The 26,909-nt window shown below is 47.6% G+C and carries 23 protein-coding genes and 1 pseudogene; 14 read left to right on the forward strand and 10 right to left on the reverse strand.

Features of this window, described 5'->3' with window-relative positions:
- Positions 1–93, forward strand: a pseudogene (locus NDA06_RS03920) (IS630 family transposase); the annotation flags it as partial.
- 39 nt (positions 94–132) lie between these two features.
- The gene (locus NDA06_RS03925; RefSeq protein ID WP_190429256.1) at positions 133–339 is read left to right on the forward strand and encodes a hypothetical protein; all 207 of its coding nucleotides are present in this window, start codon (positions 133–135) and stop codon (positions 337–339) included.
- Positions 340–535: 196 nt separating this feature from the next.
- Here the strand turns inward: NDA06_RS03925 and NDA06_RS03930 are convergent, their stop codons facing one another.
- The gene (locus NDA06_RS03930) at positions 536–838 is read right to left on the reverse strand and encodes a hypothetical protein (protein WP_190532945.1); all 303 of its coding nucleotides are present in this window, start codon (positions 836–838) and stop codon (positions 536–538) included.
- Between the two features lie 399 nt (positions 839–1,237).
- Between NDA06_RS03930 and NDA06_RS03935 the strand changes: the two genes are divergently transcribed.
- Both NDA06_RS03935 and NDA06_RS03940 read left to right on the forward strand, forming a co-directional pair.
- Positions 1,238–2,152, forward strand: a complete 915-nt coding sequence (locus NDA06_RS03935) for a LysR family transcriptional regulator (RefSeq protein WP_190532942.1) — start codon at positions 1,238–1,240, stop codon at positions 2,150–2,152.
- Positions 2,153–2,294: 142 nt separating this feature from the next.
- A complete protein-coding gene (locus tag NDA06_RS03940; RefSeq protein ID WP_190413584.1) occupies positions 2,295–2,477 on the forward strand; it encodes a hypothetical protein in 183 nt (60 codons plus the stop codon).
- A 221-nt stretch (positions 2,478–2,698) separates the two neighbouring features.
- On the opposite strand, the gene NDA06_RS03945 is transcribed toward NDA06_RS03940, so the two are convergent.
- Positions 2,699–3,628 carry a DMT family transporter gene (locus NDA06_RS03945; protein WP_190987244.1) on the reverse strand — a complete coding sequence of 310 codons (930 nt, stop codon included), beginning with the start codon at positions 3,626–3,628 and terminating at the stop codon, positions 2,699–2,701.
- 213 nt (positions 3,629–3,841) lie between these two features.
- Between NDA06_RS03945 and NDA06_RS03950 the strand changes: the two genes are divergently transcribed.
- Complete coding sequence (locus NDA06_RS03950; protein WP_190532939.1) at positions 3,842–4,189, forward strand: hypothetical protein; 348 nt, start codon at positions 3,842–3,844, stop codon at positions 4,187–4,189.
- Here NDA06_RS03950 and NDA06_RS03955 read toward each other — a convergent pair.
- Positions 4,169–4,339 (reverse strand): hypothetical protein, encoded by a 171-nt coding sequence (locus tag NDA06_RS03955; RefSeq protein ID WP_190413590.1) that lies wholly within the window; start codon positions 4,337–4,339, stop codon positions 4,169–4,171. The genes NDA06_RS03950 and NDA06_RS03955 overlap by 21 nt on opposite strands.
- A gap of 198 nt (positions 4,340–4,537) precedes the next feature.
- Positions 4,538–4,936, reverse strand: coding sequence for a response regulator (locus NDA06_RS03960; RefSeq protein ID WP_190986093.1), 399 nt, complete (start codon positions 4,934–4,936; stop codon positions 4,538–4,540).
- Positions 4,937–5,102: 166 nt separating this feature from the next.
- Between NDA06_RS03960 and NDA06_RS03965 the strand changes: the two genes are divergently transcribed.
- Positions 5,103–5,273 (forward strand): hypothetical protein, encoded by a 171-nt coding sequence (locus tag NDA06_RS03965; protein WP_190525007.1) that lies wholly within the window; start codon positions 5,103–5,105, stop codon positions 5,271–5,273.
- A gap of 238 nt (positions 5,274–5,511) precedes the next feature.
- On the opposite strand, the gene NDA06_RS03970 is transcribed toward NDA06_RS03965, so the two are convergent.
- Positions 5,512–5,907 (reverse strand): response regulator, encoded by a 396-nt coding sequence (locus NDA06_RS03970; RefSeq protein ID WP_190413592.1) that lies wholly within the window; start codon positions 5,905–5,907, stop codon positions 5,512–5,514.
- A 165-nt stretch (positions 5,908–6,072) separates the two neighbouring features.
- Here NDA06_RS03970 and gyrA point away from each other — a divergent pair, with 165 nt between their 5' ends.
- The 3 genes from gyrA to NDA06_RS03985 all read left to right on the forward strand — a co-directional run bounded on the left by gyrA (position 6,073) and on the right by NDA06_RS03985 (position 10,928).
- Positions 6,073–8,604 carry a DNA topoisomerase (ATP-hydrolyzing) subunit A gene (gene gyrA / locus NDA06_RS03975; protein WP_190986091.1) on the forward strand — a complete coding sequence of 844 codons (2,532 nt, stop codon included), beginning with the start codon at positions 6,073–6,075 and terminating at the stop codon, positions 8,602–8,604.
- A 162-nt stretch (positions 8,605–8,766) separates the two neighbouring features.
- Positions 8,767–10,110: an ATP-binding cassette domain-containing protein gene (locus NDA06_RS03980; protein ID WP_190986090.1), complete on the forward strand. Its 1,344-nt coding sequence runs from the start codon at positions 8,767–8,769 to the stop codon at positions 10,108–10,110.
- A 176-nt stretch (positions 10,111–10,286) separates the two neighbouring features.
- On the forward strand, positions 10,287–10,928 hold the full coding sequence (locus NDA06_RS03985) for a restriction endonuclease subunit R (protein WP_190986089.1): 642 nt from the start codon (positions 10,287–10,289) through the stop codon (positions 10,926–10,928).
- Positions 10,929–10,999: 71 nt separating this feature from the next.
- Here the strand turns inward: NDA06_RS03985 and NDA06_RS03990 are convergent, their stop codons facing one another.
- Complete coding sequence (locus NDA06_RS03990) at positions 11,000–11,650, reverse strand: HAD-IA family hydrolase (protein WP_190986088.1); 651 nt, start codon at positions 11,648–11,650, stop codon at positions 11,000–11,002.
- A 66-nt stretch (positions 11,651–11,716) separates the two neighbouring features.
- Entirely contained in the window at positions 11,717–12,730 is a 1,014-nt protein-coding gene (gene queG / locus NDA06_RS03995; protein WP_190986087.1) for a tRNA epoxyqueuosine(34) reductase QueG, read from the reverse strand.
- 167 nt (positions 12,731–12,897) lie between these two features.
- Between queG and NDA06_RS04000 the strand changes: the two genes are divergently transcribed.
- On the forward strand, positions 12,898–13,332 hold the full coding sequence (locus NDA06_RS04000) for a ketosteroid isomerase family protein (protein WP_190986086.1): 435 nt from the start codon (positions 12,898–12,900) through the stop codon (positions 13,330–13,332).
- A 320-nt stretch (positions 13,333–13,652) separates the two neighbouring features.
- On the opposite strand, the gene NDA06_RS04005 is transcribed toward NDA06_RS04000, so the two are convergent.
- The 3 genes from NDA06_RS04005 to NDA06_RS04015 all read right to left on the reverse strand — a co-directional run bounded on the left by NDA06_RS04005 (position 13,653) and on the right by NDA06_RS04015 (position 16,904).
- A complete protein-coding gene (locus tag NDA06_RS04005; protein WP_190413607.1) occupies positions 13,653–14,081 on the reverse strand; it encodes an anti-sigma regulatory factor in 429 nt (142 codons plus the stop codon).
- Positions 14,082–14,085: 4 nt separating this feature from the next.
- Positions 14,086–15,834 (reverse strand): SpoIIE family protein phosphatase, encoded by a 1,749-nt coding sequence (locus tag NDA06_RS04010; RefSeq protein ID WP_190532925.1) that lies wholly within the window; start codon positions 15,832–15,834, stop codon positions 14,086–14,088.
- A gap of 347 nt (positions 15,835–16,181) precedes the next feature.
- Positions 16,182–16,904 (reverse strand): response regulator transcription factor, encoded by a 723-nt coding sequence (locus NDA06_RS04015; protein ID WP_190413611.1) that lies wholly within the window; start codon positions 16,902–16,904, stop codon positions 16,182–16,184.
- 747 nt (positions 16,905–17,651) lie between these two features.
- Here NDA06_RS04015 and NDA06_RS04020 point away from each other — a divergent pair.
- The 4 genes from NDA06_RS04020 to NDA06_RS04035 all read left to right on the forward strand — a co-directional run bounded on the left by NDA06_RS04020 (position 17,652) and on the right by NDA06_RS04035 (position 26,669).
- On the forward strand, positions 17,652–19,835 hold the full coding sequence (locus NDA06_RS04020) for a PAS domain S-box protein (RefSeq protein WP_190532922.1): 2,184 nt from the start codon (positions 17,652–17,654) through the stop codon (positions 19,833–19,835).
- Between the two features lie 629 nt (positions 19,836–20,464).
- On the forward strand, positions 20,465–23,356 hold the full coding sequence (locus NDA06_RS04025) for a PAS domain-containing protein (RefSeq protein WP_190986085.1): 2,892 nt from the start codon (positions 20,465–20,467) through the stop codon (positions 23,354–23,356).
- Positions 23,357–23,416: 60 nt separating this feature from the next.
- On the forward strand, positions 23,417–23,845 hold the full coding sequence (locus NDA06_RS04030; protein WP_190413616.1) for a response regulator: 429 nt from the start codon (positions 23,417–23,419) through the stop codon (positions 23,843–23,845).
- 127 nt (positions 23,846–23,972) lie between these two features.
- Complete coding sequence (locus NDA06_RS04035; protein ID WP_190986084.1) at positions 23,973–26,669, forward strand: ATP-binding protein; 2,697 nt, start codon at positions 23,973–23,975, stop codon at positions 26,667–26,669.
- The last annotated feature ends 240 nt before the right edge of the window (positions 26,670–26,909 follow it).

The following is a 26,909-nucleotide window of genomic DNA, read 5'->3' on the forward strand; positions in this document are numbered from 1 at the left end:
TGGTCTTGGCTCAAGAGCCGCATCCGCAAACAACTCGACCAGTTTAATTGTTTGCGAGATGCAATCGAGCATGTCTTATGCTTGTCGTCCTAATTACCTTGGCGATTGCTATACTTCGCAAAAAGAACGCTTATGACAGATGAGAAACTGACTCCCCAAAATGAGCAAGCTAATCTAGATAACTCTACTCTGAAACCGGAAGAGGACGATAAACCTAAGCTGCTAGTCGAAGGTCAAAACGAAAATATCACCACTCCTCCTCCCGATATTGCAGAAGAACACGCCGCTGTTGCTCGTGCGACTCTAGATTTGACGATGGGAATTGAAGACGATTCATAACCGCCAGAAATAAATTCAGTTGGAGTGAGAGGGAGCGATCTCTTCCACCAAAAACCCCCAGCATTAGCTAGGGGTTGTGCAATACGTTGAGAATATTTTCCTGGTGTGTTACTCTTTTTGTTTCGCTTTAAAAGCGCTTCCCCAGAAAATCTAGCTGGAAGATAAAAGTCCCCGGATTCCAATGTTTTGCTTTTCTTTAAAACATTGACTTATTGTTTCCGTAGTACCTTTTTTCAACCCATTCCAGCATATCAACTTCACAACCAAAAGTTGCAGAGCTGCCGCTAAAAGGATCGTAAACTTCCCACCAGATATTTCCAAAGCGGTCGGACTTCTTCCAAACTTTTATCTCTGGCTCTTGAGTCAAGAATGTAACTAAACGCTGCCAAACACTATTCAGAATAGAAAATACTTTAGTCTCCTGAACAGGCTTCTGCTCCTTTTGGGCGTAAATAGTTTCTAACCTTTTTTTTTCAAAACAATTCTCAGAAGTTTCCATAATAATTTTCTCCCGCTTCAAGATAGAATGAATTTCAGATTGTGCTGCAAAAAAGTAGGATAGACAAACTTATTTGCTTGCAGCAGTTATCAATATTGATTCCGCCGCAACTGATGAAGGTTAATTACAGAGTAAAGTTGAAGATTAGAAGTTTACTTCCTCCAGTAGAATCACCTGAATGGGTGATGTGGAACTAGAGAGGAGCTTGTAAAATCTCGACTAATTCAACCAAGAAATCTAGATTGCACAACCTAAATTCGCTGACAAATTCAATGTAACTTTTGGTTATTTGATAGACAAAGCAATATTTGTATAGGTAGTATGAATAAAATTCATATATAGAAGAAGACATGATTTGACTGCGTTTGCGACAATGCATACACCGCTTGCATAACCGCCATGAATGAAATCAATAAAAGCCGGATGAAGCTTTCCCAGATTCGTGCTTTAGTCGCAGTGGCAGACTACGGCAACTTCAGCGAAGCCGCCTTGCAGTTGGAGGTATCGCAGTCAGCAATCAGTCATGCGATCGCAAGTTTTGAAGCAGAATTGGGAGTAGTCTTGCTGGCTCGCGGACGTTATGGAGCGCGTCTTACCCCAGTCGGAGAGCGGGTTACGGCTCATGCTCGTAAATTGCTACAGCTTTTGGAAGCAATGGAGAAGGAAGCCAATTTAGAAAAAGGCTTACAGGGTGGAAACGTGCGAGTTGCCTGTTTTCGGAGTGTGGCGACTCATATACTCCCGACAGCGATCGCTCGATTTCGCGCTTGCTTCCCGAATATCACTGTAAGCATCGTTGATGGTGATGATTACTCGCGTGTAGGAGATGCATTGCGAGCCGGTTATGCCGATATTGGGTTTATCTACTTACCCGCTGGTAATGAATTTGAAACTTGGGAAATTTTGCGGGATGATTACGTTCTCCTACTCCCGCCTACAACTAATTTAAGTAGTGCCAAAGTCACTTGGAAGCAGTTAGCCACTTATCCTTTGATTATTAGTTCCGGCATTCCCTGCAATGAGTGGATTCGCAAATACTTGGTAATCGCAGAATACGCGCTCAACATTGCTTATGAAATCAAAGAAGATTCAACTATCGTCAGCATGGTGGAACAGGGTTTAGGGGCAGCAATTCTCCCTCGTCTGGCTGCCGAACCTGTTCCCACTGGGGTGCGCGTGTGCAGCTTGCCAGCACCTCTAGAGCGAGTAATTGGGGTAGCGCTTCTCGCAAATGCCCTTCATACTCCAGCCGTCTATGCATTTCTAGATGCTATCCGGAATACAGGACGCTTTGCGGCTAAAGCAGCGGTTTAATTAAAGTTCAGGAGAGAGCGCGATCGCAAATCAGAAGGGCGCTCTTTTTGGTTGGAGATACGGTAATCACTGCATTCTCAGTCCCCTTACTGCCAAAAAATTTGGTCAAGATGAAAGTAGACTTACATTAAGGATGAACGCTATGTTTCCGTTTTGGGGTAGTACCTGTTGGGGATCTCAACCAGTTTCCGGTAGAGATTATCAGGAACGCAGACTTCGGTTCCTGAAATGGATGCGAAACGATCTAGAGGCGAGATTGGCAGGACTTAACGCTGCGATCGAAACCATTGAACGCCAGATGGATCGGGAAAATACAACTATTTAGTCTATCTACTGGCGATCGCAAGTTATTGCGGCTTGTGACAAAGTGATAGAACTGGGTTAAAAAGTCCTCTCTTGAGAGCGTCTACTTCTGAAGTAGGCGCTATGTTTTTAGGGGTTAAGCATAGCCTCAAACTTTATTAATCGAGCAATCTCCCTTTCTAAAACTACTGGTGTAATAGTGCGATCGCTATTTTCTGTTCAGGGCACTTCCCTACCAAATCCCTACCGAAGGCTAAACAGCACCGCTACTCCACCCAAGGCAACTAAAACACCTAAGATAGCTCGAAAACTGACAACATCGCCCATCCAAATCGCTAGGGGTAAGACAAACAACGGGCTAGTAGAACTTAGCGTTTGGGCAATTCCTGCGGGGGCGAATTTCAGAGAAATTTGTTGCAGCCAGATGCCGAGATAGGTGCTGAAAAAAGCGGTTATGGCAATGACTCCCACAATGCGCCAAGACTGCAACGGTTTAAGCCAGTCATTGGCTTGACGCCGCCCCAGCAACTTCCACAGCAGTAGCACCAGTACCCCTGCCCCCAAGCGCACCAAGGTACTCCACAAGGGGCTGATACTCGATTGGATGAGGGCTGTCCGCGAGAGGACGGCACCTGTTGCCTGTGCTACTGCTGCCAGTAAACCCCAACTAATTCCCCGCATCGTCAGATGCTTGCTTTCAGCGGTGGAATTAGGCACCCGTTCCGTCACCACCCAGACGACGCCCAGAATGGTTAATAAAATTCCGCACCAAGCAGCAGCCGTCAGTTGTTCTTGTAAAAAGACTAGCGCTAACACGGCTGTTAAGGGGGGTGCTAGGGTTTCTAATATCAAGGTACGCCTTGCACCCAGGCAGTTGATGGCTGCAAAATAAGCCGTATCTCCCAATCCAATGCCAAGGACGCCACTTAGTAGCAATAGTGTCAGTGCAGTCGGGTTGATTTCAGGTAGCAGCTGTCCTTGCAAAAGTAGGGTGAGGACAAGGAACGCGATCGCAATTATCCCTTTAAACAAATTCAGTTCTAGGGGTGGGATTTGCCGTCCCAAGCGGCTGTAAACCAGCGAAGCGATCGCCCATAAAAAGGCGGTACTGAGTGCCGCCAGTTCTCCTTTAAAATTTGTAATCCAATTAAAAAAATTTGTTAAAAAAATCATTCCTGTTTTTTGAATCGGTCATTCTGATGTAAATTTTACCGAAGGGCATACTCCTCAGTTTAGGCTGCACACTTCTTTTGGCGGATATTTCTCGCTTATCAAACATTGTATAAATTTACTTAAGCCGGATGCCAAAGATGTTAGCAATGTAACCATACTATTCTTTAACAATTGGTAGGATTCAGTAAGAAAGAAAATTTTGAGGAGACTGCGATGAACTATACCTTTGAAATTTTAGGGGTATCTCCCATTCTTTATTTCTTTAACCATCAACAGGAAATTATTCAAACATATCCACACAGAGCCGAATACTTAGGAAGTCCTAAATGTACCCTGGATGCTTTTCTGGAATCCGTCGAAGCGGTTCCACCCAAGCGAGGCTGGAATTTAGAAGAGATTCTGCATACAATAGTAGACTTTTGGCTGAACAATTCTGACAATATCCAATATTGGAACAAGCGTCTTAAGGATGCTGGCAAAGAGAATTTGTTAGTCGCAAGAGTTGCCGATCTAAAGGCATTAAAAGCGGAGTTTGACTCCTTATTGGGTCAAAATCTTTAATTGATTCAGCATCATCGCACCTAGACGTAGGCGCGAGTCAGGATTATTCGCGCTAACTGCTTGCGGCAGCGCCAATAAAGGTCGCATCATTGAGGCATTCAGGGGAAACAGCGAAGAAAGCCTAGACGTTACGCGATCGCACTCTAACATGAGACACGATTGGGCAGCCGCAAAAATGCTTCCCCCTCTACTATTTCTGAAAAAATACAAGTGTACTAAACTAGGTTTTACCTAACTGAATACAAGACCTGCGAGCCGAAGTTTGGGCACAGCCGTCACAAATAGTTTTGAAACAAGAGCTTTGCAACTCGCCTGCATGAAGCTTGCACCACCTTATCAACATCAAAACTACTTTTGTGGTATCAGTGCCATGATTTGCTCCACGAACAGTTGATGATCGACAACTGGTTTAGAAATGTATTCATCGGCACCACTTTGCTGGAGGAAATTTTCGCGCTCGCCTTCCATCGCATTAGCTGTCACCAGAATAATCGGTAGAGCGGCAGTTTGCGGGTTAGCTTTTAATAGTTGGGTAATTTTTATGCCATCAACCGATTTACCCTGGTAAAAACTGTTCGTTAAGGAAACATCCATCAAAATAATGTCAACCTCCCTAGCTTGGGCAATTTGGATTACTTCTTCTACATTTTCAGTATGTTTCACTTGCAAACCAGCTCGCTTTGTCAGGATTTTAGAAAAAACCCGAACATTAATCGGATCGTCTTCTACAATCAAAACGGTTTTCATCGAATTTTTCCCTTCAACAGCGTTTTTTTCTAGGGTTGTCGTCATTGTTTTTTGTTTCAATACGATTATGAAAATTTCTTTGTCACCTTAAAATTTATCGCTTAATTTGCCATCAATCGCAAGATGCAAATTTTTTATTGCTGTTAATAAATAGGAAATAAAACTTATGATAAAAAAACTGAACCGACCTTCGACCGGACGGTTTGTCCCTACAGGATTACACGCAAAGATGCAACCATCATATTTTGAATACGCCATTAAATATGCCATGAGCGCGATCGCCGGACGTGCCTTACCCAACGTCCGCAACCGTTTAAATCCCAGTTTGTGGGATTAATGCCACGCCCCTCATGTCACTTTGCCAGAGTTGTCGGGGGATGCGAGTCACGCGAAGTAATGAAACCACCCACCAGGATTCCTTAAATAATACAAATGTACTAAACTGGTGGCAACAGAAGAGGGCAAAGGCTGAAAGGTAAAAAGCCACAAGAGCGCCTTCACACTCCAAATGGAAGACATTGAATTTTACAACTCAGGGCGGTCAATGCCCGCCCTACCCCTGGAACATAAAAGTATTATTGTGGCAACAATGCCTTAATTTGATCCACAAACAGTTGATGATCGACAACTGGTTTAGAAATATAGGCATCGGCACCACTCTGTTTGAGGAAATTTTCGCGATCGCCCTCCATCGCATGAGCCGTAACCAGGATAATAGGCAAACTAGCAGTTTGCGGGTCAGCCTTCAACATCTGCGTGATTTTTATGCCATCAACCGACTTACCCTGGTAAACACTATGGGCCAGGGAAACATCCATCAAAATAATGTCAGCCTCACCGGATTGGGCAATTTGCATCACCTCTTCCACGTTTTCGGTATGCTTAACTGCCAAACCGCCCCGCTTGCTCAGAATCTTAGAAAAAACCCGAGCATTAATCGGATCGTCTTCTACAATCAAAACGGTTTTCATCGAGTTTTTCCTTTCAATGGCGCTCTTTGGAAGAGTCGTGGTCATAGCTGCGGTTCCATACTACTGTGAAAGGTTCTTTGTCACGTTGCCATTTGTGACGCGATCGGTCATCAACCTCAAGATGCAAAAAAATTTTACGTTTTCAGGAACTAGGGAATAAAACTCATGGCGAAACAACTGAACCTTTTGGCAACCGGACAGATCATCCCCACGCCTTTACACGCGGAGATGCAACGGTCTTACCTTGAATATGCCATGAGTGTGATCGTCGGGCGTGCATTACCCGATGTCCGCGACGGTTTAAAGCCGGTGCATCGGCGGATTTTGTATGCCATGCACGAACTCGGACTGACGCCAGACCGCCCCTACCGCAAGTGTGCGAGGGTGGTTGGGGATGTTTTGGGCAAATATCACCCACATGGCGACCAGGCGGTTTACGACGCCTTAGTGCGTCTGGTGCAAGAATTTTCCAGCCGCTATCCCCTCCTCGGCGGTCATGGTAACTTTGGCTCGGTGGATAATGACCCACCTGCGGCGATGCGTTACACGGAAACGCGACTGGCTGCAATTAGTCATGAAGCGCTTCTGAGTGAAATTGGCGAAGCCACAGTTGACTTCATCGGCAACTTTGACAATTCCCAACAAGAACCAACCGTACTGCCAGCTCAGCTGCCGGTGTTATTACTCAACGGGTGCGCCGGAATTGCCGTTGGCATGGCAACGAATGTGCCGCCGCACAACTTGGGTGAGGTCGTGGATGGTTTAATTGCCCTAATCGATCAACCCGATCTCCCAGACGGGAAGCTATGGAAGCTAGTTCCGGGGCCAGATTTCCCAACGGGGGGCGAAATTGTCGGGACAGAGGGAATTCGGGAAGCTTACAGCACGGGTCGCGGTAGCATCACCGTGCGGGGAGTCGCCCAGATTGAGGAAATCGCGGCAACTCGGGGACGGCACAAGCGGGCGGCAATTGTGGTGACGGAATTGCCTTTCCAGGTGAATAAGGCGGGTTGGATTGAGAAGGTAGCGGAACTGGTCAATCAGGGTCGAATCGAAGGCATTGCGGATCTGCGGGATGAAAGCGATCGCGAAGGAATGCGCGTGGTGGTGGAATTGAAACGAGACACCAATCCTCACCATGTCCTCGATCAACTCTATAGACAAACAGCGCTGTGTACCAATTTTGGCGCGATCCTGTTGGCATTGGTAGATGGGCAGCCGCGTCAGCTCACGTTGCGCCAGCTGTTAGAGGAATTTCTCAAGTTCCGAGAACAGACGCTGACTCGGCAGTATACCTACGAATTGGGTGAGGCAGAAAGACGCCTTCACATTGTGGAAGGGTTGCTGGCGTCTTTAACCGAGTTGGATGCGGTGATTGAAATTCTCCGGAATGCTGCCGATGGCAGCACCGCCAAGTTAAGGCTACAAGAACGGTTGAATATCAGTGAGGTTCAGGCGGATGCTATTTTGTCAATGCCCTTGCGACGCCTCACTGGCTTGGAACGGCAAAACTTACAAGGTGAGTTTAACGAGTTGTCAGAGAGAATTCATCTGTTGCAACTGTTGCTAAGCGATCGCCGCGAACTCCTGAAAGCCTTGAAAAAAGATTTGCGATCGCTCAAACGCAAATTCACCGATCCGCGCCGTAGCAAGATCCTCACGGAAGCGAAAGAATTAAAGACTCAGCCAACAGAGAAAAAACCCGACTCAAAAGACAAAAGTCACAAGTCAGAAGCCAAATCTACTCAAGCCGCACTCCTAACTCCTGAACACTTAGAAGAAGAGGCAGTTTTGGAGTTTACCCAACGCGGATATGTCCGGCGCATCCCTAAGAATGGGAATAAATCCGCGTCGGGGAAAGGCGATGGCGGCAGTCGTCCGGATGATTTTATCGTCAAAACTCAGGTGACTAGCACCCAAGCCGAGTTAGTCGTACTCAGCAGCGGCGGCAAAGCTTACCCCGTCAAGGTGGGTGAGATTCCGCCAACCGGGAAGCAATCGCGGGGAACGCCGCTAATCGGCTTGCTGTCCAACTCAGCTCAAACTGCGGCAGAAACGATTGTCTCCAACTTTTTTCTGCCTGAAAATCCGCAAAGTGCCGATCTAATTTTGCTTAGCGAACAGGGGAGAATCAAGCGCCTGCCCCTGGTAGAACTGGCTAACCTTACCAGTCGTGGCATCACGCTCATGAAACTGAAAGAAGACGATCGGTTAAAGTACGTCAATCTGGCTAAAACCGGCGAACAGCTCGTTTTGGCGACTGGGGGCGGACGTTTGCTGCGGCTTCAAGTCAACGACGATCATCTACCCTTGATGGGACGCACGACGATGGGGGTGCAGGCAATGCGGCTGCGGCGTTCCGAGCAACTGGTAGGAGCCTTAACGCTGGGGGATGATGAGAATATTTTAATCGTTTCCCAGTTGGGGTATGCCAAACGCCTGCCGATGAGTACAATCCGACTGGCAAATCTTGGCGACCTTGGCACTCAGGCACTGCATTTTACCAGCAAAACAGATGCTTTGGCAGCGATGGTCGCGGCTCCAGCAAAGTCTCAGATCGTCCTTCTGACCAGCGCCCAGCGAGTCGTGCGAATGCCAGTAAATTCAGTGCAGTTGCGAGGGAAAGATGGAACAGGCGATCGCATCCTTGAATTAAACCCGGACGAAAAAATTATTACTGTCGTCCTTTGTTCGTAGTTCGGCGTTCGGGATTTATTGAGAACGATGAATCCCGAACTCAAAGCCATTAATTCTTTTCCGCCACAAGATTCCCTACTGCTTTGGTTCTCCGATTTTCCTAAGAGTTCTGTGCTGCGAGTAAGTGATTGAAAATAGATTCAGTAGTGGGTATTAATAGCCGTGGCACAAGTTGTTATAGAAAACGTTTACAAAAGCTTTTCCGGTCGTCAAGGGGAAGTCGTCGCAGCGATCGCGCCTGAACCTCTGCTGACGCCAGTCGATGAGGGATCGCTGGTTGTAGATGACAAACCTTCGTCTCCGTCTGGAGCAACAAATGTCTTGCGACGGATTAACCTGACGGTGCAAGATGGCGAGTTTATGGTGTTGGTAGGCCCTTCTGGCTGTGGCAAAAGTACGCTGTTGCGGCTGATTGCGGGACTGGAAGAATTAACGGGGGGCAATATCCGAGTGGGAGACACTCTCGTGAACGATTTGCCGCCAAAGGAACGCGACATCGCAATGGTGTTTCAAAACTATGCCCTCTATCCCCACATGACGGTGTATGACAACATTGCCTTTGGACTGCGGCGCACGGGGCACAAAGGCGCGGGGAAGCAGGAAAATGGGGGTGCAGAGGAGGGGAATGCTTCACTCAGTCCACAGTCTTCTTTGCCCATCTGGGCGGAGAATCTGCTGGTAGAAATGACGCGATCGCTTCCCAAGCATCTTCGCTACATACCCGAACGCGAGAAAGCGATTAACGAGCAGGTGCGGACAGTGGCTCAATTGTTGCAAATTGAGCCGCTCCTAAACAGGTTGCCAAAACAACTATCGGGAGGGCAAAAGCAGCGAGTCGCATTGGGACGAGCGATCGCGCGCAATCCTCAAGTATTTTTGATGGATGAACCACTTTCAAACTTAGATGCCAAACTTCGGGCAGAAACTCGCGCCCAAATTGTTAAGTTGCAGCGACAGCTTGGCACAACAACCATTTACGTTACTCACGACCAAACGGAAGCGATGACGATGGGCGATCGCATCGCGGTGATGAATCACGGAAAAATCCAGCAAATCGCTGCACCGTTGGAACTTTACAACCAGCCAGCCAACCGCTTCGTGGCAGAGTTCATTGGGTCGCCGCCAATGAATTTTTTGCCAGTGCAAGTGAAAGCACCCCTCCTCATTACTCATTCTCAATTTCGGCTCACTCTCCCCGATGTTTGGGCGTCAGCACTGCAAAAATACGACGGGCAATCCCTCACTTTAGGTATCCGTCCCGAACACTTGATCGTTGGCGTTCCCGCCCCCAAAAATCTCCAAGTGCGAGTAGATTTGGTGGAAGCACTAGGCAACGAAACTTATTTATCTGCCACTCTCCTAGAGTCAGCGATCGCATATCGCTTACAGGTACGCATTCCTCCAGACAAAGCGGTGCGAATTGGCGATCGCTTGTGGTTATCGCTGATGCCAGAGAAAATTCATTTCTTCGATCCACAGACTGGCATCGCAATTCTCTCGCGTTAGTTGGATTTTTGCGATTTAGCAAGACTTTTTTCGGCAATAAGCTGTTGGGTACTATTCGCTCATCTACCACTTACCAAAAGAGCATCTTCCCCCGCTATAGGCATAAACTCAGAAAATAATTTTTACCCCTAACAACCGAACTCATTCAATCCAAAATCCAAAATTCACATAACCCCATGACAACTCTCAACGCCCGCAATTTATTTCTAGATGATGTTCATCGTCTTTTAAACTTTCAGGAGCAGTACAATGGTTCTTTCACACCGTTGTTATCTTTAGAACCTCTAACAGAGTTTGAACAGCAAGAACTATTACAAATTTGGGATGACTTTCGCCACTATTTAACAGCAGGAAAAGTGCTGGAAGGACAGGTAAAGCTTCTTACCGTTGCTCCGTTACTGCGATTAGCTGGCTTTTACCGCTACCCTATCCACATTAGCTTGGAAGAGGGTATCGCAGATATCAATATCACAGATGAAGACACCATCATTACAGGACGGTTGGATATTTTAGCCGTCAAGAAAACTCACCAGACAACAGCTAACGTGTCTTTTTGGGTTTTGGTCATTGAAGCTAAAAACAGTCAGGTTGAAGCTTTCACGGGTCTTCCTCAACTCCTTACCTATGCCCATAAAAGTTTAGAACATCAAACATCCGTTTGGGGACTAACGACAAACGGGCTGCGATATCAATTAGTGTATATTCAGCGGGGAAATCCCCCGACTTATCTGCTAATGCCAGAGTTGAACTTGATAGATTCTGAGCGTTTAACCCAATTACTACAAGTTCTTAAAGCTATCTGTAAAGTAATAGGCTAGTCAGTAGTTATCTGACTATGGCAGCACGCTCGCGTATTCTTTCAATTAACTTTAGAAAGCGGCTTCCATCTTTACACTGGCTGTTTTTGTAAACTTCCTATCACTTCTAATAGTTCGCTAGGTTTGTCAATCAAAAAATCTGGGTGATGTTTGGCTAAAACTTCTTTTGAATTAAAACCCCAACTAACTGAAATTACTTTTATCCGGCTTTTTCTTGCCGCTTCGATATCTCTTGTTTCATCTCCAACATAAACCATCTCATTAATTTGCATATCTTGTTTTTTAGAAAAACTATTAATTACTTTGTGTTTTCCAAAAATCGTTGGGGCTGAATAAATAAAATCAAATAAGTCTATAAAATCATTCTGCCTCAAAAAAATCGAAACATTTTCCTTGGAATTAGATGTTATAATCCCTAATCGGTACCCCAGATTTTTCAACTCTGTAAAAGTTTCTTTAATCCCTGGAAAAGGTTTTAAATCTTGAACCTGATTATGTAATCTTGTTCTAACTTTCCTCAGTAGAAAGGGTAACTTAAAGATAGAAACCCCAGAAAATTTAATAATTTGGCTAGAACTTAAATTTTTAATCTTTTCGATATCTTCTAGACTGACTGGCTGATGCCCGAATTCTACGGCTAAACGATTAGTAATATTCACGACGGCATCAAGGCTATCAGCAATTGTGCCATCGAAATCAAAAATTATGACTTTTACGGTCATTGTTTTGGGTGTATCTCAACTTGGGCTGAATTTTGTCTTGTGTAGTGCCTACTTGCTGGCGCTATGTCATACGTCGAGTGGTGCTTTTGCTTCCAAATTTGCCCTAGCATTGCGCCGCAACATCTCCGGTTTTATCCGCCGCAGCGCTGAGGCGGGAAACCGACGATCCCACTCTTCATCAGAAATTTCCGCTAATTCGCTTAGAAGGGGAGCTACATTGCCAGAATACGGCTGAAAATCGGCAACATCCGTAGGCTGAGCAAAACGCTGATTCCAAGGGCAAACATCCTGGCAGATATCGCAACCAGCAACCCAGCCTTGCAGAGGAGATGCGATCGCTGCCACTCCGTCCTGCTTCGCTAACGGTTTCGCTTCGCTTAGCGCGTCTGGTAACTTTTCAGCCCGATTCTCAATTGTGTGGTAAGCGATGCACCGATTAGCGTCTATGACAAAGGGCTGGGTAATTGCACCCGTGGGACAAGCATCGATACAACGAGTGCAAGTGCCACAGTGTTCAGTATGGGGCAAGTCAGGCGTTAAGTCGAGGTTGGTCAATACTTCCCCTAAAAATACCCAAGAACCATACTCGCGCGTAATGACATTTCCATTCTTGGCAATCCAACCAATTCCAGCTTGCTGTGCCCAAACTTTATCTTGCACGGGGCCAGTATCAGCATAGTAACGCGCAGAGATGCCTTCTCCCTGCTCTTGCAGCCAAGTGGTGAGTGCTTTCAGCTTTTTATGCAGGATCTTGTGATAATCCCTTCCCCAGCCATAGCGGGAGATTTTGGCGTATTCCTTACCTTCGGGACGCTGGTGAGGCGTGTAATAGTTGAGGGCCACACAAATCAGCGATCGTACTTCTGGCATGACTAGATGGATATCTTGCCGCTTAGGATTCGCCATCCATTCCATGTCCGCCTGATAGCCTTGTGCCAGCCATGCCTGCAACCGCTGTACTTTCACTTCTGCCCCATCTACAGCCGCGATTCCTGCCTTGTGGAATCCCAACTCAAAGGCTTTTTGCTTCACTTCGCGACTACTGATGGGTACTTTCACAAGGTTTGATGGCGATCGCATCTGACTCGAATCATTATAGTTTCTCGGATTTCGGTTTTGCACCTAGCGGTTGAAACCGCAGCAACACAGATGCAAAAGCAGGAAAGTTCTGAACAATCCCTCCAGAAGCGCAGGTGCGAACCTGCTGTTTTGTTTAATACTGATCGGTGTGGTTTGTAGGAAATGCCATGACACCAGCTGACGATCTAGTTTTAACTTCCGAATCTGAATCCACCACCGAGCTGACAATTGCAGGAATAACAGAGCCTGTCGTGCTGCGCTATTTTGAAACGATGAATGCTGGCGACTTTGAAGCAACTGCTGCTTTGTTTGCAGAGGATGGGGAAATGAATCCCCCATTTGAGTCGCCGATTGTGGGACCTGATGCGATCGCATCTTACCTGCAAGCAGAAGCCAAGGGCATGACTCTCTCCCCCCGTGAAGGAATTTCCGAAACCCTAGAAGACGGCAACACGCAGATTCAGGTTGGTGGTAAGGTACAAACTCCCGTTTTTGGCGTCAATGTCTCCTGGATATTTATCCTCAATCCACAGCGTCAAATTATTTTTACCCGGATCAAACTATTAGCATCTCCCCAAGAGTTACTGAACTTACGCCGTTGATTACGCGCTTAGATAAGGATTTTTACCTCGATTCCAGGCTAAACCTGGGATCGAGTCATTTTATAAGTCAACTCTTCTTTGTGAAACTTATAAATTTCCTGTAAAACGATCGCTATTCGCTTTACTTTTTTTAACAAAAAGAGGCGATGCCACTCCATTGACCCGGCTCGCCTAGATCGATGTGCTGGTTCCTATTAAAAAACCTCAGGCTATCCAGCTCATGAGGTCAGAAAATACCCGGTTAAAAGCTCTCTTTGGTTCCTAATTTTGTCTATTTTTTGGGCACCCTGATGGCATAAAAAACCATCAATCCCACGATGCTATGCTTTTGTCGCTTCTGGCAAACTCGCTTCTAACTTCAAACAGTTACGACCGTTTACTTGTAAGCGATACTCTACTCGATCCATTAACCTATTCATAATCAGCCACCCATAGCCGCTTTCCTGTTTATCATTCGGGGTGGGCGGGAGATAAGTTGATAAGTCAAATCCCTGACCGTGATCCCAAATTTCGAGAGCAATATCCCGATTTTTCAGCTCTAGGCGAATTAGCACGGGCAAATTTGGTTGCTCCTTATGAGCATGACGCACCACATTCGAGTATGCTTCCACCAAAGCCAATCGCAAGCGATTCGATTGACGAGGCCAATCCACCGAGTCGGTCAGTTCGACTTCCAAACATCCCAGTAGCCAGCTTTCAACAATTGTTAAAAACTTCAAATCACTTGGTATGTGCAGCTCCGTTTTCATGTACTTAAAGAACCTCCAGAGAGAGTATAGTTTGGTCGTCTTCCTGAACGTTATTGGTGTGTTCTCGAATCCGCGCGAGTAAGTTATTCAAATCGAAAGGTACTGGCTCAAGGCATACAAGTTTCCAAAGCCCATCTTGTGTCAGCATACTACTCGTACCTTCAAAGCTGCCAGTGTTAACTTCTGCCGTCGGCGCGATCTCCGAAGCAGTATGTCGAAGGCTACTTTCTTGGGTGACAGTCGCCTCGGTAATCCCGTCACTCGTCAGTAGCAGAATTTCACCTGAATTTAAGGTCAGTTGCCCCTGCTTGGCTTTCCAGATGGGTAAAATCCCCAAAGGGATGCCGCGAGTCTTGAGAAAATTTGGTTCCAGCGCCGAGTCTGAAGTAGGTGCCGCTCTTTGTTGCACGACTTCCCGATTAGACCAGACTAAGGGATAGATGTGACCGGCGTTGGCATATACCAGCTCTTGAGTGGCTGGGGTATAACGAGCCAGCACCATCGTGATAAAGCAGTTGGTGCTGACGAGATCGTTGGACATAATGCTGTTAAGATTCCGCATGACGACATCTGGCTCCGGAGAAATTTCCTGAGCGAGTTCCCGGCGCAGAATAGAAATTGCACTTGCCATAAATAGAGCCGCTGGGACGCCTTTCCCAGAGACATCTCCCACTGCCAGCCAAACATCGCCTTGGGGATGGACGTAGACTTCAAAAAAATCACCCCCCACTTCTCTAGCGGCGACGCAGCAGGCTTGCACCTGCATCCCTTCTACTTCAGGCCAACTTTGGCGGAGGAGGTTATTTTGAATTTGACGAGCGACTTCTAGTTCGGCACGCATTTGCTGAGCTTGCTGCTGCGTGCGCTGGTAGAGTTTCGCCTGAGAAAGCGCCAAAGCGGCTTGTTCGGCGACGCCTTCTATCAGCTGAACTTCGTCGGGTGCCCAGAGGCGATCGCTATTTTCTTGATAGAGGCAGAGAACCGCTAACACCTGCTGCTGGAAGATCAGCGGCACTCCTAACTGAGTGGAACGCCTTCCCTCTTGTTCGCCTTGGGCAAGTTGGATCTTACGACTTTCCAGGGCTGCTTGGAGTAAGGAGTCTGAGTCGTGTTCCGGTACTGGGGGTTCTGTATCCTCGCTCGGCTCATTTGGAGTTGGATAGAAAAAAATTTCGCTGGTCAAGCGATCGCTCTCTACGGGTCGCAGAACGCAATAACTCGCTTCAAAAGCTTGCCCAATGGTATTGGCAACGGTTTGCAGCATACTCTGGTAATCTAGCGACTCCCGAATTGCCGTTGTCACCGCATTCAAGAGTTCTTCTCGGCGCAAGGCGCGGCGCAGTTCGTTCGTCCTTTGTTTCAGCACGCGGTAAGTTTCCGCGGCTTGTTGAACTACTGCTTTTAAGTTCTCCGGGTTCCAGGGTTTGGTGATGTACTTGAACACCTGACCGGAGTTAATCGCATCGACTAAATCTTCGACATCCGTGTAGCCGGTTAGGAGAATCCGGATGGTATCGGGAAAGCGCTCAACTGTTTTACTTAAAAATTCGGTTCCATTCATTTGGGGCATGCGCTGGTCAGAAATAATCACAGCCATTTCCCCTTCCGTGTCCAAAACTTGAATGGCGCTGAAGGCACTGTCGGCTTTGAAGACGCGAAAATCTCGCCGAAATGTCCGATAAAGTAAATCTAGGTTGTCATGCTCGTCATCAACCACCATCAGTTTGAGTTTGCTCCCTTCTGCCTGACTCATCGGCACACTCCGCTTCCCGCTTAATTAGATCATCGACAGCTTGAGGGGATTTTCACTCCTCATCCCTTGCCTGCATATCGCCAACCGGAGCAAAATCCGGTTCTCGCTTTTATTTCTCGTGATGCTGCTGATTGATGATTCGATAGAATAACAGCTTTGAGGGCATTCTGAGACGCCCATTGACTAAGGTTTGTTACTCGACCAACTGACTACGGGTTAAATACCGCTGCCAGGATATAGAGGCGAGCATAGCTGCCAGGTTGTGGCAGCTACAGAGGGTTCACCGATGTCAAGCCAAGCAGAAGTCAACTCATACCGAGCGCCCGATCCTCCACAAGCAAAGGTATTTATCCGACTAAGCCAGAGCGTAGAGCACGCACCGCCGCTTGGGTGCGGTCATCGGCACACAGCTTGTTCAAAATATTCCGGACGTGGGTTTTGACCGTTCCGACAGTGATGTAGAGCTTTTCCGCGATCGCGGCATTGCTGCACCCTTCAACAATCAGCTGCAAAACTTCTAATTCCCGTTCCGTCAGCGGATAAGCTTCAATTAGCTGGCTGTATTCCGGTTCGGTGGCATTGATAATCACCGTTTTGGATATGGCTGCTTGATCCAATCCTGTCTGACTAGATCGAGTCTGCTGTAAGACAATCCGGGCGATCGCTGGGTCGATCCAGCCGTTGCCTTCGTGCGTCACTTGCAGCGCTTCGAGCAACTTATCAAAACTAATGTTTTTCATGCAGTAGGAATCTGCACCTGCTGCAAATGCCGCCAATACTGCTTCTTCGTCATCTTGTAAAGTCAACACCAGTATCTTGGTATGACCCCCATCCTCCGAAGCCACCTGCCATTCCCTAAACGTCCTCGTCAATTCAATTCCGTCCATATCGGGCAGGCCAATATCGACAATCGCCACATCTGGCTTGGTCGTTTCCAGTAATTTCAGACCTTCAGTGGCATTGGCGGCTTCACCTACAAATTCAATTTCCCCGCGCTGTTGCAGCGCTGTCCGGATGCCGACCCTAGTCAGGTCGTGGTCTTCAATTAAAGCGACGCGAATTTGACTCATCTTCTCTTCCACACTTTGCAATTCTATGGACTTTCTAAAAATAAAGATTTCCTAAAGAGTTTGCAGTCGTCAATCTACTGCCATTCTTTGCGTGTTCTAGTATTAGTAATTTATACCCTCCTCATCTGTTTGAGGTGATATTTTTACTGGCGGGGACATGGCAAACCTAACCATAAACCAAAGCTTGAGCGCGGCAGTTTTTTAAAGGGGACAGTTTGGCAATTGGTCAATTTTAGTACGAGTGTACGATCGATAACTGCAACAAACCACTAACCATCTGGATTTTACCTTTCTGCTGGAGCGCACAAGGCGGTTTCTCTGGTTGAGTCAGGTGGCTGAACTGGGAAAATGCCTTGCTCAACATCACCAGACGTGGCAGACATCAGAATCTCAGATTTTTACTTGCCAATGGCAGCACGAGCAGCCCAGAGTTCAACTACCGCTGGTATGAGTATACCGGGTTGGCAGCATGAGAATCATCCGGGCTGGAGAATTCTTTAAAGGAATCTCTTTGCCAAACCATCTAGAGCCGAAGCAGCGAGCATAGATAGCTCGTTCAGTTACACCCCGATCCCAGGACTGTACCTGTTACAGAACCGGATTGTGTCGGCTTTGGACTTGGCAAGTTGGGCGATCGCTTTCTCCATCAGTAGCCACTCACTCGTTATCAGCCACCATCTACACTTTCACTGGGACAGCACCCAAGTTCGTTAAGCTAAAAGCTTAAGCTAAAAGTCAAAGCTTGCAATGGCTCCTTCTGGAACTCAATACCTACACCTTCTTTGGTCCGATCTTCCCGTGCGTCGGCGAGGTGCCCTGATCATCGCCATCCCGATCATGTGTCTTTTAACGTCGGTGGTGGTATTTGCTGGGCTGCAACGCAGTACTGCAACGGCGCAAAATTATGTTGACAAAACGCAGAAGGTGCTATTACAAGCCAATCGCTTGCTCACAGCGATAGTGGATGCCGAAACAGGGGTTCGGGGTTATGCCTTAACTTATCGCCCGGAATATCTAGAACCTTATAACGCAGCGATCGCAAGCATTCCTCAATTCCTCAAAGAACTGGATAATTCCGTCAAAGATAAGCCGCAACAGATGCAACGAGTCCAGCAGCTTCAAACGCTGGTACGGCAAAAAGTCAGCATAATGAACCAGAATGTGGCTCGGATAAAAGTCGTCAAGCAGGGAAATGCTGGCAGTTTCCGATTGGAGCCTCAAGCCAAAACCACGATGGATGCCATTCGTCGGCAAATTGCCCTGTTCTCCGCCGAGGAAGCTCGTTTGCTTGACCAGCGCAGCCGAGACTTAAAGCATCAGCAGCGAATTACCATTGGCGTACTCAGCGCCACAGCAACACTCGGTCTTCTGGGATCGTTAGCAGCGGTGTATCTGTTCGATCAGCTCGACCGGGAACTGGCAGGACAACAAACGGGTTTGCGCGAAAGTAACATTCGCATCCGCGCCATTTTAGACAATGTGGTAGATGGGATTATCACTATCAACGATCAAGGTCATATTGAGTCTTTTAATCAAGCTGCTACCTTGATGTTTGGGTACGAACCCGCCGAAGCGATTGGCAAAAACCTGAAACTCTTGGTGGCGCAGCCCTTCAGCGGTGATAGCATCCAGGCGCTCAACCACTTTGTGGGCAACAACCCAGTCAAAATGCGGCAACTGCAAGAAACGGTAGGACGCCGCAAGAATGGCACCACGTTTCCAATGGAGTTAGCGTTTAGCGAGATACATTCTTACAATCAGCGCTTGCTGATTGGGATTATGCGGGACATTACGGATCGCCAGCAAGCTGAGGAAATGCTGCGAAAACAAGCGACATTGCTGGATCTGGCAAATGACGCGATTTTAGTGCGCGATCGCGACGATCGGATTACTTATTGGAATCTGGGGGCAGAACGGCTGTACGGTTGGACAAAGAAAGAAGCCCTCGGTCAATACGCCCACGAACTCTTGAGAACCGAATTTCCCCCCAATATCGAAGAAATCGACGAAATGTTTCTTCACGACGGTTACTGGAAAGGCGAACTGCTCGACACCAAGCGCGATGGTACGCAGATTCGGGTTTCTAGCCGATGGACATTGCAGACAGACGATGAGGGCGAACCCTTAGCGACCCTGGAAATCAACAGCGACATCACCGAACGCAAACAAGCAGAAGAAGATTTGCGATCGCGTGCAGGGGAATTAGCCCGCCTAAGCGCCATCCTTGCCCAAACCAATATTGCTCTAGAGAAACGCAACCAAGAACTCGATCAGTTTGCCTATATTGTCTCCCACGACCTCAAAGCACCGCTGAGAGCGATCGCTAATCTCTCCACTTGGATTGAAGAAGACATCTCCGACCACCTGACTGAAGAAACTAGGCACAATTTAGACTTAATGCGATCGCGCGTCCATCGTATGGAAGCGCTGATCAATGGCGTCCTTCAATATTCCCGCGTTGGGCGCATAAAGGCGTCTGTGGAATGGGTGGATGTGGAAAAACTTCTCGCAGAGGTCATTGACACCCTCGCACCGCCACCGGCTTTTACCATCGCCGTAAACCCTGGAATGCCTACCCTACGCACCGAACGCTTGCCCCTACAACAGGTGTTTGCCAATCTGATTAGCAACGCGATTAAACACAACTCCCAAGCAGAGGGACAAGTGACAATATCGGTTCAAGACCAAAGCAACTTTTATGAGTTTGCCGTGGCAGATAACGGGCCAGGAATTGCCCCCGAATATCACGAGAAGGTTTTTGCCATCTTTGAGACTTTACAAGCTCGCGATATCGTCGAAAACACGGGCATCGGTCTAACCCTGGTCAAAAAAATCGTTGAAACCCAAGGAGGAACCATCTGGGTAGAATCTCAAGCAGGCAAAGGAGCAACCTTTCGCTTTACCTGGTCGAAATCGGTTCTGAGTACCTAAACTCATCTCAGGCACCCGTCTTAAGCTGGCGGTTGAAAGCGCGTCTAAACATCCCAGAGGCGTTCAATCTTCTCCCCTCTCCGTGAAGGTCGAGGGGCTGGGGGTGAGGTTCCTTCTTGCACTCAAGAGAGAACTGCGATAAACAAAACCATCCTTGCTTAGGCGTACAAAAGTACCAATTCAAAAACTTTTGGTCTGCATCTAATGCGAGTTTTAAATCTTCGATTGGTACTAAAACTTACTTTTTTACTTTCGTTAAAACTTAAACTTTTTTTTAAATTCAAGCCTTTAGTAAGGATTCCTTAATCTAGATTCGATAGAGTAACGGTGCAAATTGTAGATGCCGAATCTCTATAATCGTCCCTATGGCTGATGCTACGTCAGGGTTGATTCTACTAAAAAGCAACTACAAAAACTCTAGCGCGAATTAACAAGCCAGGGCGAGGCTAACGCCTCGCTCCGAAGACACGCGATCGCAGCTCCAACTCAATTGCGCGGACTTTCTGGAGCGAGTTCTATAATACTGGATGCAATCCGACTGAACACAGCGGAAAACCCTAGGCAATCGATCACCTTCCTAGTGGTTGATGCCTGAGAAAGTGGTTTTATGGCAATTTGTGTTTAGAAGGATGAAACTTTTGCCAGGGGTAGGCTTCCAGGTAATGCGTTACGGTATCGCTCTATTAGCGGTGACACTAGCACTGCTAATTAAACTGATTCTAAACATTCTAACTGGTGGAAAAGAAACTCCTTTTCTAATACTTTTTGCTGCCATATTGGTGGGCATCTGGTACGGTGGCACGAAACTCGGTCTGTGGAGCGCTGTTTTAGCGGCTTTCGCCAATGTAAAAAAGTACCCAGAGGCGGGAAGCCCAAGCGAAAATTCCGTTTTGGAAACGAGGCTGAGTAGTGCTGTTAGCAATTATCCTCAGATGTCTCTAAAAACGCCAGACCGAAGCCGCGATCGCTCCTGGGAGGAAATGCTCAGCGATCGCGGCTTCTTACAGCCAACTCCAACGGCATCGGGAGATGAACTGCAAAAACTCAACTTCCATCTAGAAAACTCACCCTTAGCACTCATTGAGTGGGACAGCAACTTTCGAGTGGCGAGGTGGTCGCGGGAAGCTGAAGCGCTCTTCGGATGGCGAAGCGCCGAAGTAACGGGTAAACATCCTCAGGAATGGCAATTTATCTACGCCGAAGATGTAGCAGCAGTCAATGATGAGATCGGACGGTTGCTCAAAGGCAGCGAAGGGCGCAGCGTGTCCCAAAACCGTAACTATACAAAAGATGGCTCGATTGTCTACTGCGAGTGGTACAACTCTGCTTTGCTAGATGAATCGGGTCGCTTGATGTCAGTGTTATCTTTGGTTCTGGATGTTACCAGTCGGCAGCAAACGCAAGCAGCGCTACATACGAGCGAGGAGCGACTGCGATTGTCCCTGGAGGCAGGACGGATGGGGATCTGGGACTGGAATATCCTTACTGGCGAGCTGACGTGGTCAGAGACTCTAGAACGCATGCACGGTTTACTTCCCGGAACTTTTGCCGGTACGTTTGCTGCCTTCCTAGAAGTAGTGCATCCAGAGGATCGGGATTCCTTGAAAAAGGCGATCGCTCAGTCAGTCGAGCAGAAGACTGATTTTGAGCTTGAATTTCGCATCGTTTGGCCTGACAGTAGCATCCACTGGATCTCTGGAAAAGGTCAGGTTTTGTGCGACGAAACCGGCAAGGCAGTACGCACGATTGGGGTGGGTACGGACATCAGCGAAAGCCATCGGCACGCTACGCTACGCCAGCGAATTAACGAACAACAGCACTTTTTGGGTGAAGCGACGACCCTCCTGACTAGCTCCCTTGACTATCAAACTACCTTAGAAACCCTGGCTCATCTAGCAGTTCCCCAGCTAGCTGACTGGTGTTCTATCGATATGCTCGACGAAAATCAAACAATTCGCCGACTGGCGGTTGTCCATCAAGACCCATCGAAGGTCGATTGGGCTTACCAATTGCAGGAGCGCTACCCGCCCGATCCCGATGAAGCTTATGGTCTCCCCAACGTTTTACGCACGGGTCAGGCGGAGTTATACGCGGAGGTTCCCGACTCCCTCCTGGTAGAGGCGGCTCGCGATCCCGAACACCTAGAAATCTTGAGACAGATAGGCTTTACATCGGCAATGGTGGTGCCCCTGGTAGCTCGCGGACGCACCTTGGGGGCAATTACCTTTACCTCAGCCGAGTCGGGTCGTCGCTACGGTCAAGCTGACCTGACCTTTGCCTGCGAACTTGCCCGTCGCGCCGCTTTAGCTGTTGACAACGCGGGTCTGTTTAAAACGCTGCAACAAGAACTCGCAGAGCGTCAGCGAACGGAGGCGGCATTGCGGGAGAGCGAAGAACGCTTCCGCACGATGGCAGATAGTGCCCCCGTCTTGTTATGGGTGGCAGATCGGGATGGGCGGTGTCATTTCTTCAATCAGCGTTGGCTGAGCTTCCGAGGGCGAACCTTGGAGGAAGAACTCGACAAAGGTTGGGCAGAAGGCGTGCATCCAGAGGATTTGCCGCGCTGTTTGGATACTTATCGGGCGGCTTCTCATGTCCAAAAAAATTTCCAAATGGAGTACCGTCTATTGCGGGCAGATGGGCAGTATCGCTGGGTTTTAGATACCGGAACGCCACGATTTTTGGCGGATGGAAGTTTTGCGGGTTATATTGGCTCGTGTATTGACATTACTGAGCGAAAATTTGCCGAAGAAGCTTTGCGCGATCGCGCGGCGGAATTAGCCCGTCTGAGTAACATCCTCACCAAAACTAACGCCGCTTTAGAAAAACGCAACGCCGAACTCGACCACTTCGCTTATATTGTTTCCCACGATCTCAAGGCACCTCTAAGAGCGATCGCTAACCTCTCCACTTGGATTGAAGAAGACCTACTCGACTTTCTAAATCCGGAAACCCAGCAGAATATGAATTTACTGCGGGGGCGCGTTCATCGGATGGAAGCTCTAATCAACGGTCTTTTGCAGTATTCTCGTGTGGGGCGGGTCAAGACCTTTGTAGATATTGTGGACGTTGACACCTTACTGGCAGAAGTTATCAACACGCTTGTACCTCCACCCACGTTCGCTATCACCATCCAGCCCGGAATGCCTACCTTCCACACCGAGCGCTTGCCCTTAGAACAAGTGTTTGCAAATCTGCTCAGCAATTCCTTCAAACACCACCCTCGGTTGGATGGAAGCGCGACTATATCAGTACAAGATAAAGAAACATTCTATGAATTTGCCGTGGCAGATGATGGGTGTGGGATCGCTCCGGAATATCATGAAAAAATTTTTGTCATGTTTCAAACTCTGGAGGCACGAGATAAGGTAGAAAACACCGGCGTGGGACTCGCCATCGTTAAGAAAATCATCGAAAACAAAGGAGGAACCATTCGCCTGGAATCTCAACTCAATCAAGGGTCAACTTTCTACTTTACCTGGCCCAAACAACCCAGTAGTAACAATTCGCTTTTTGTCTAGATATGGATATCACTAATAAAAAAATGAATAAAAAAATAATAATCAATCGTTTTTTCAATCATGGTAGATAAGATGACAAACCTTTTGCTAGTTGATGACGACGAAGTTGATGTGATGACCGTAAAACGGGCATTCAAAAAAAATAATATTCAAAATCCCTTCTATGTTGCCAATAACGGGCTAGAAGCACTAGCTATGTTGCGGGGGACTGACGATTCAACAAAGGTTCCGCGAGAGCGGCGGCTGGTCTTACTCGACTTGAATATGCCCAAAATGGGTGGAATTGAATTTTTACGTGAATTGCGGGCAGACCCAGAACTCAAAGCAATTCCAGTGATTGTACTAACGACTTCCAATGAAGATAAAGACAAGGTGGAAGCCTACAATCTCAATGTAGCGGGTTATATTGTCAAACCCGTAACATTTGCTAAATTCGTGGAGGTAGTGGCAACGCTCAATCAATATTGGATGCTTAGTGAAATGCCCTAATTTTGGAGAATGGGTAATGGATTGTAAGAGTGATGAGTGATGAGTGGTGAGTTACAAGAGAATTCTTTAATTCAAAACTTAAAATTTAAAACTCAAAGCTTTTTACGAATTCCGTCCTTGAATGGTTATGGAAGAAAAGTTAAAAATCCTGGTAGTCGATGATGATGAAGTAGACCGGATGGCGGTTCGCCGGTCGCTCAAAACGGCTGGCGTGCAAATGGAATTAGTAGAAACCAGCGACTGCCAAGGAGCGATCGCTACTTTACACAGCGACCATTTTGACTGTGTCTTCCTCGACTATCGCTTGCCTGACGGGGATGGACTCACCCTCGTTCAAAATATCCGCTCGTCTGGTTTTAAAATCCCCTTGGTCGTCTTGACGGGTCAGGGAGACGAGCAAACTGCCGTCGAACTGATGAAAGCCGGAGCATCCGACTATATTTCTAAAGGCAAAGTTTCTCCAGAAAGCCTCTCTCGCAGCCTGCACAATGCGCTTCGCCTCTATCGAGCGGAAAGACAGGCATCAGAAGCCAACCAATTACTCAAAGAAAGCGAAGAACGCTATCGATTTGTTCTAGAGGGATCGAACGACGGAATTTGGGACTGGGATATCACCACCAACACCGTTTATTGGAATGACCGCTGTTTTGAAATCAGCGGCTTGTCCCGTGAAGAATTTGTCGGCAATTACCAGGCATTATGCCAACTTTTGCATCCAGAAGATCGATACCGCATCGTCCAGAGCATCCGCGATCACCTGGAGCATCAAGTTGAATGTAATGTGGAATTTAAGCTGTTGCACGCTTCTGGGCATTATCGTTACTGCATTGCCAGAGGCAAAGCCCAGCGAGATGGGAACGGCAAGCCTTTCCGAATGTCTGGAATTATTAGCGATATTACAGAGCGCAAGCGGGCATTAGAAAACCAGCGATTTCTGGCAGAAGCGAGTGCTGTCCTTTCAGCTTCTCTAGATTACAAAACAACCCTCGAGAATCTGGCTCAATTGGCAGTACCCCACTTAGCCGACGTGTGCATAGTAGATATTCTGGCAGCGGACGGCTCAATTCATCGGATGGGGACGGCTTATGCAAACCCCTCTCCAGAGAAGTTGGTGCAGGAGGTGCTGCATCTGTTCCCCCCCGACCCGGATGGACAACACCCCGCAAGCATTGTATTACGCACGGGCAAACCAAAATTTGCCGTTGAAATTGACGACGAAATGCTCGTAGCTGCGACCCGCAATGCCGAACATCTGCAAATCGTTCGGGAGCTGGGTTTTCAGTCTTACATGGTGGTGCCCCTGTTGGTGCGCGATCGCACGTTGGGGGCAATTTCCTTGGTGTCTACTCAAGAGAAACGCCGCTACGATGCGATGGACTTGGCTCTGGCAGAGGAACTTGCCCGTCGTGCTGCCTTATCGGTCGAAAATGGAAAATTATACCGGGAAGCGCAAGCGGCGACCGAGAACTTACGCAAGGCGATCATTATTCTGGGCGAACAACAGCAACAACTCCGGACACTCCAGCAGCTGACGAATTTACTAAACCAGCGCCTGAGTGACTTACCCGGTTTGTTACGGGTGATGGTTCAAGCGGTTTGCGATGCGATCGCGGGTGCCCAGTTTTGCTTTATCATGCTGCAAAACCCCCAGTGCAATCGCCTGGTTTTAACGGTGACGGCGGGAATCGGTACGGAAAAATTGCGCCTGGAAGATGGTTTTAGTTCGGGGGAAGGATTGCTTTCTCAGGTGTTTTTGACTGGGATTTCTCAGCTTATCGAAGGGGAACAAGCTGCTTTCCTCCACTCGACATCCGACACCGTAAAGCCCTCAGAGTTGCCAGCTTCACTTTATGTGGTGGCGATTGAGTCCGCGCAAGCGGGACGGTTGGGCGTGCTGGCAATCGGTAATTGGGAAAATTCTCATGCGTTTGACGAAGAAGACCGATATCTGCTGGCGGCGGTGGGAGAACAAGCCGCGATCGCGATTAATAATGCCCGTCTGATCAATGCTTTAGAAGAACGAGAGGAACGCTTAGCTTTACAAAACGAAATCCTGGCTCAGCAAAACAAGGAACTCGAAAATCTTTCCACGCAAATTCAACTTCAGAATCTGCAATTGATGGAAGCAGCGCGGTTGAAATCGCAGTTTCTCGCCACCATGTCCCACGAACTGCGGACGCCAATGAATGCTGTGATCGGCTTTTCTCAACTGCTGTTGCGCCAGCGGCAAAATCAGCTTAGCCCGCAACAATTGGACATGGTAGATCGCATCCTCAGCAATGGGAAACACCTGCTAACGCTGATTAATGACATCCTTGACCTCTCAAAAATTGAAGCCGGAAGATTGGAACTCAAACTGGAAGAATTTAATCTGCCAGTGCTAGTGAGAACAACCGCAGAAGAATTGCGATCGCTTGCTTCAGAAAAGCATTTGGAGCTGCAAGTTGAGGCAAATTTACAAAACCCTCAGATATTGAATGATAGCGCTCGGCTGCGGCAGATTTTGGTAAATCTTCTCTCCAATGCGATTAAATTCACTGACACCGGAAGTGTGTGCATCAAAGTACAAGAAATTTCCCCGGATCAAGTGTTACTTAGCGTTCAAGATACCGGAATTGGAATTGCTGAGGAAAACTTAAAGCATATTTTTGAAGAATTTCGGCAAGTCGATCAGTCCCTCGCCAAAAAATATCCGGGTACGGGTTTAGGGCTTGCCATCACTCACTCATTAGTGCAATTAATGCATGGAAAAATATCAGTGGAAAGTCATTTAGGTCACGGATCTACCTTCAATGTAAAATTTCCCCGCCGAGTCAGTATTTAGCTTGTTTTCATCGAATCAGTTGTGTCGAGGCAGTTCTCAATCAAGGGTGCCCTACACCCTCACAATTCAAATAGAATTGCTCTACACTCAGTAAGCGCTTTCATGCCGAGGATTGATGACGAGTGACAGATGTTAGCCTAAAGTAACCAATACAGGATCTCGAAGCGTCTGCGGCGATGATTCAGCTACTTGTTCGATTGAAAAGAGTTTTGAGAATTCGGTCTTCGCTTGATTGGGTAA

The sequence above is a fragment of the Trichocoleus sp. ST-U1 genome, assembly GCF_039961835.1.
Lineage (GTDB): Bacteria > Cyanobacteriota > Cyanobacteriia > Cyanobacteriales > FACHB-T130 > FACHB-T130.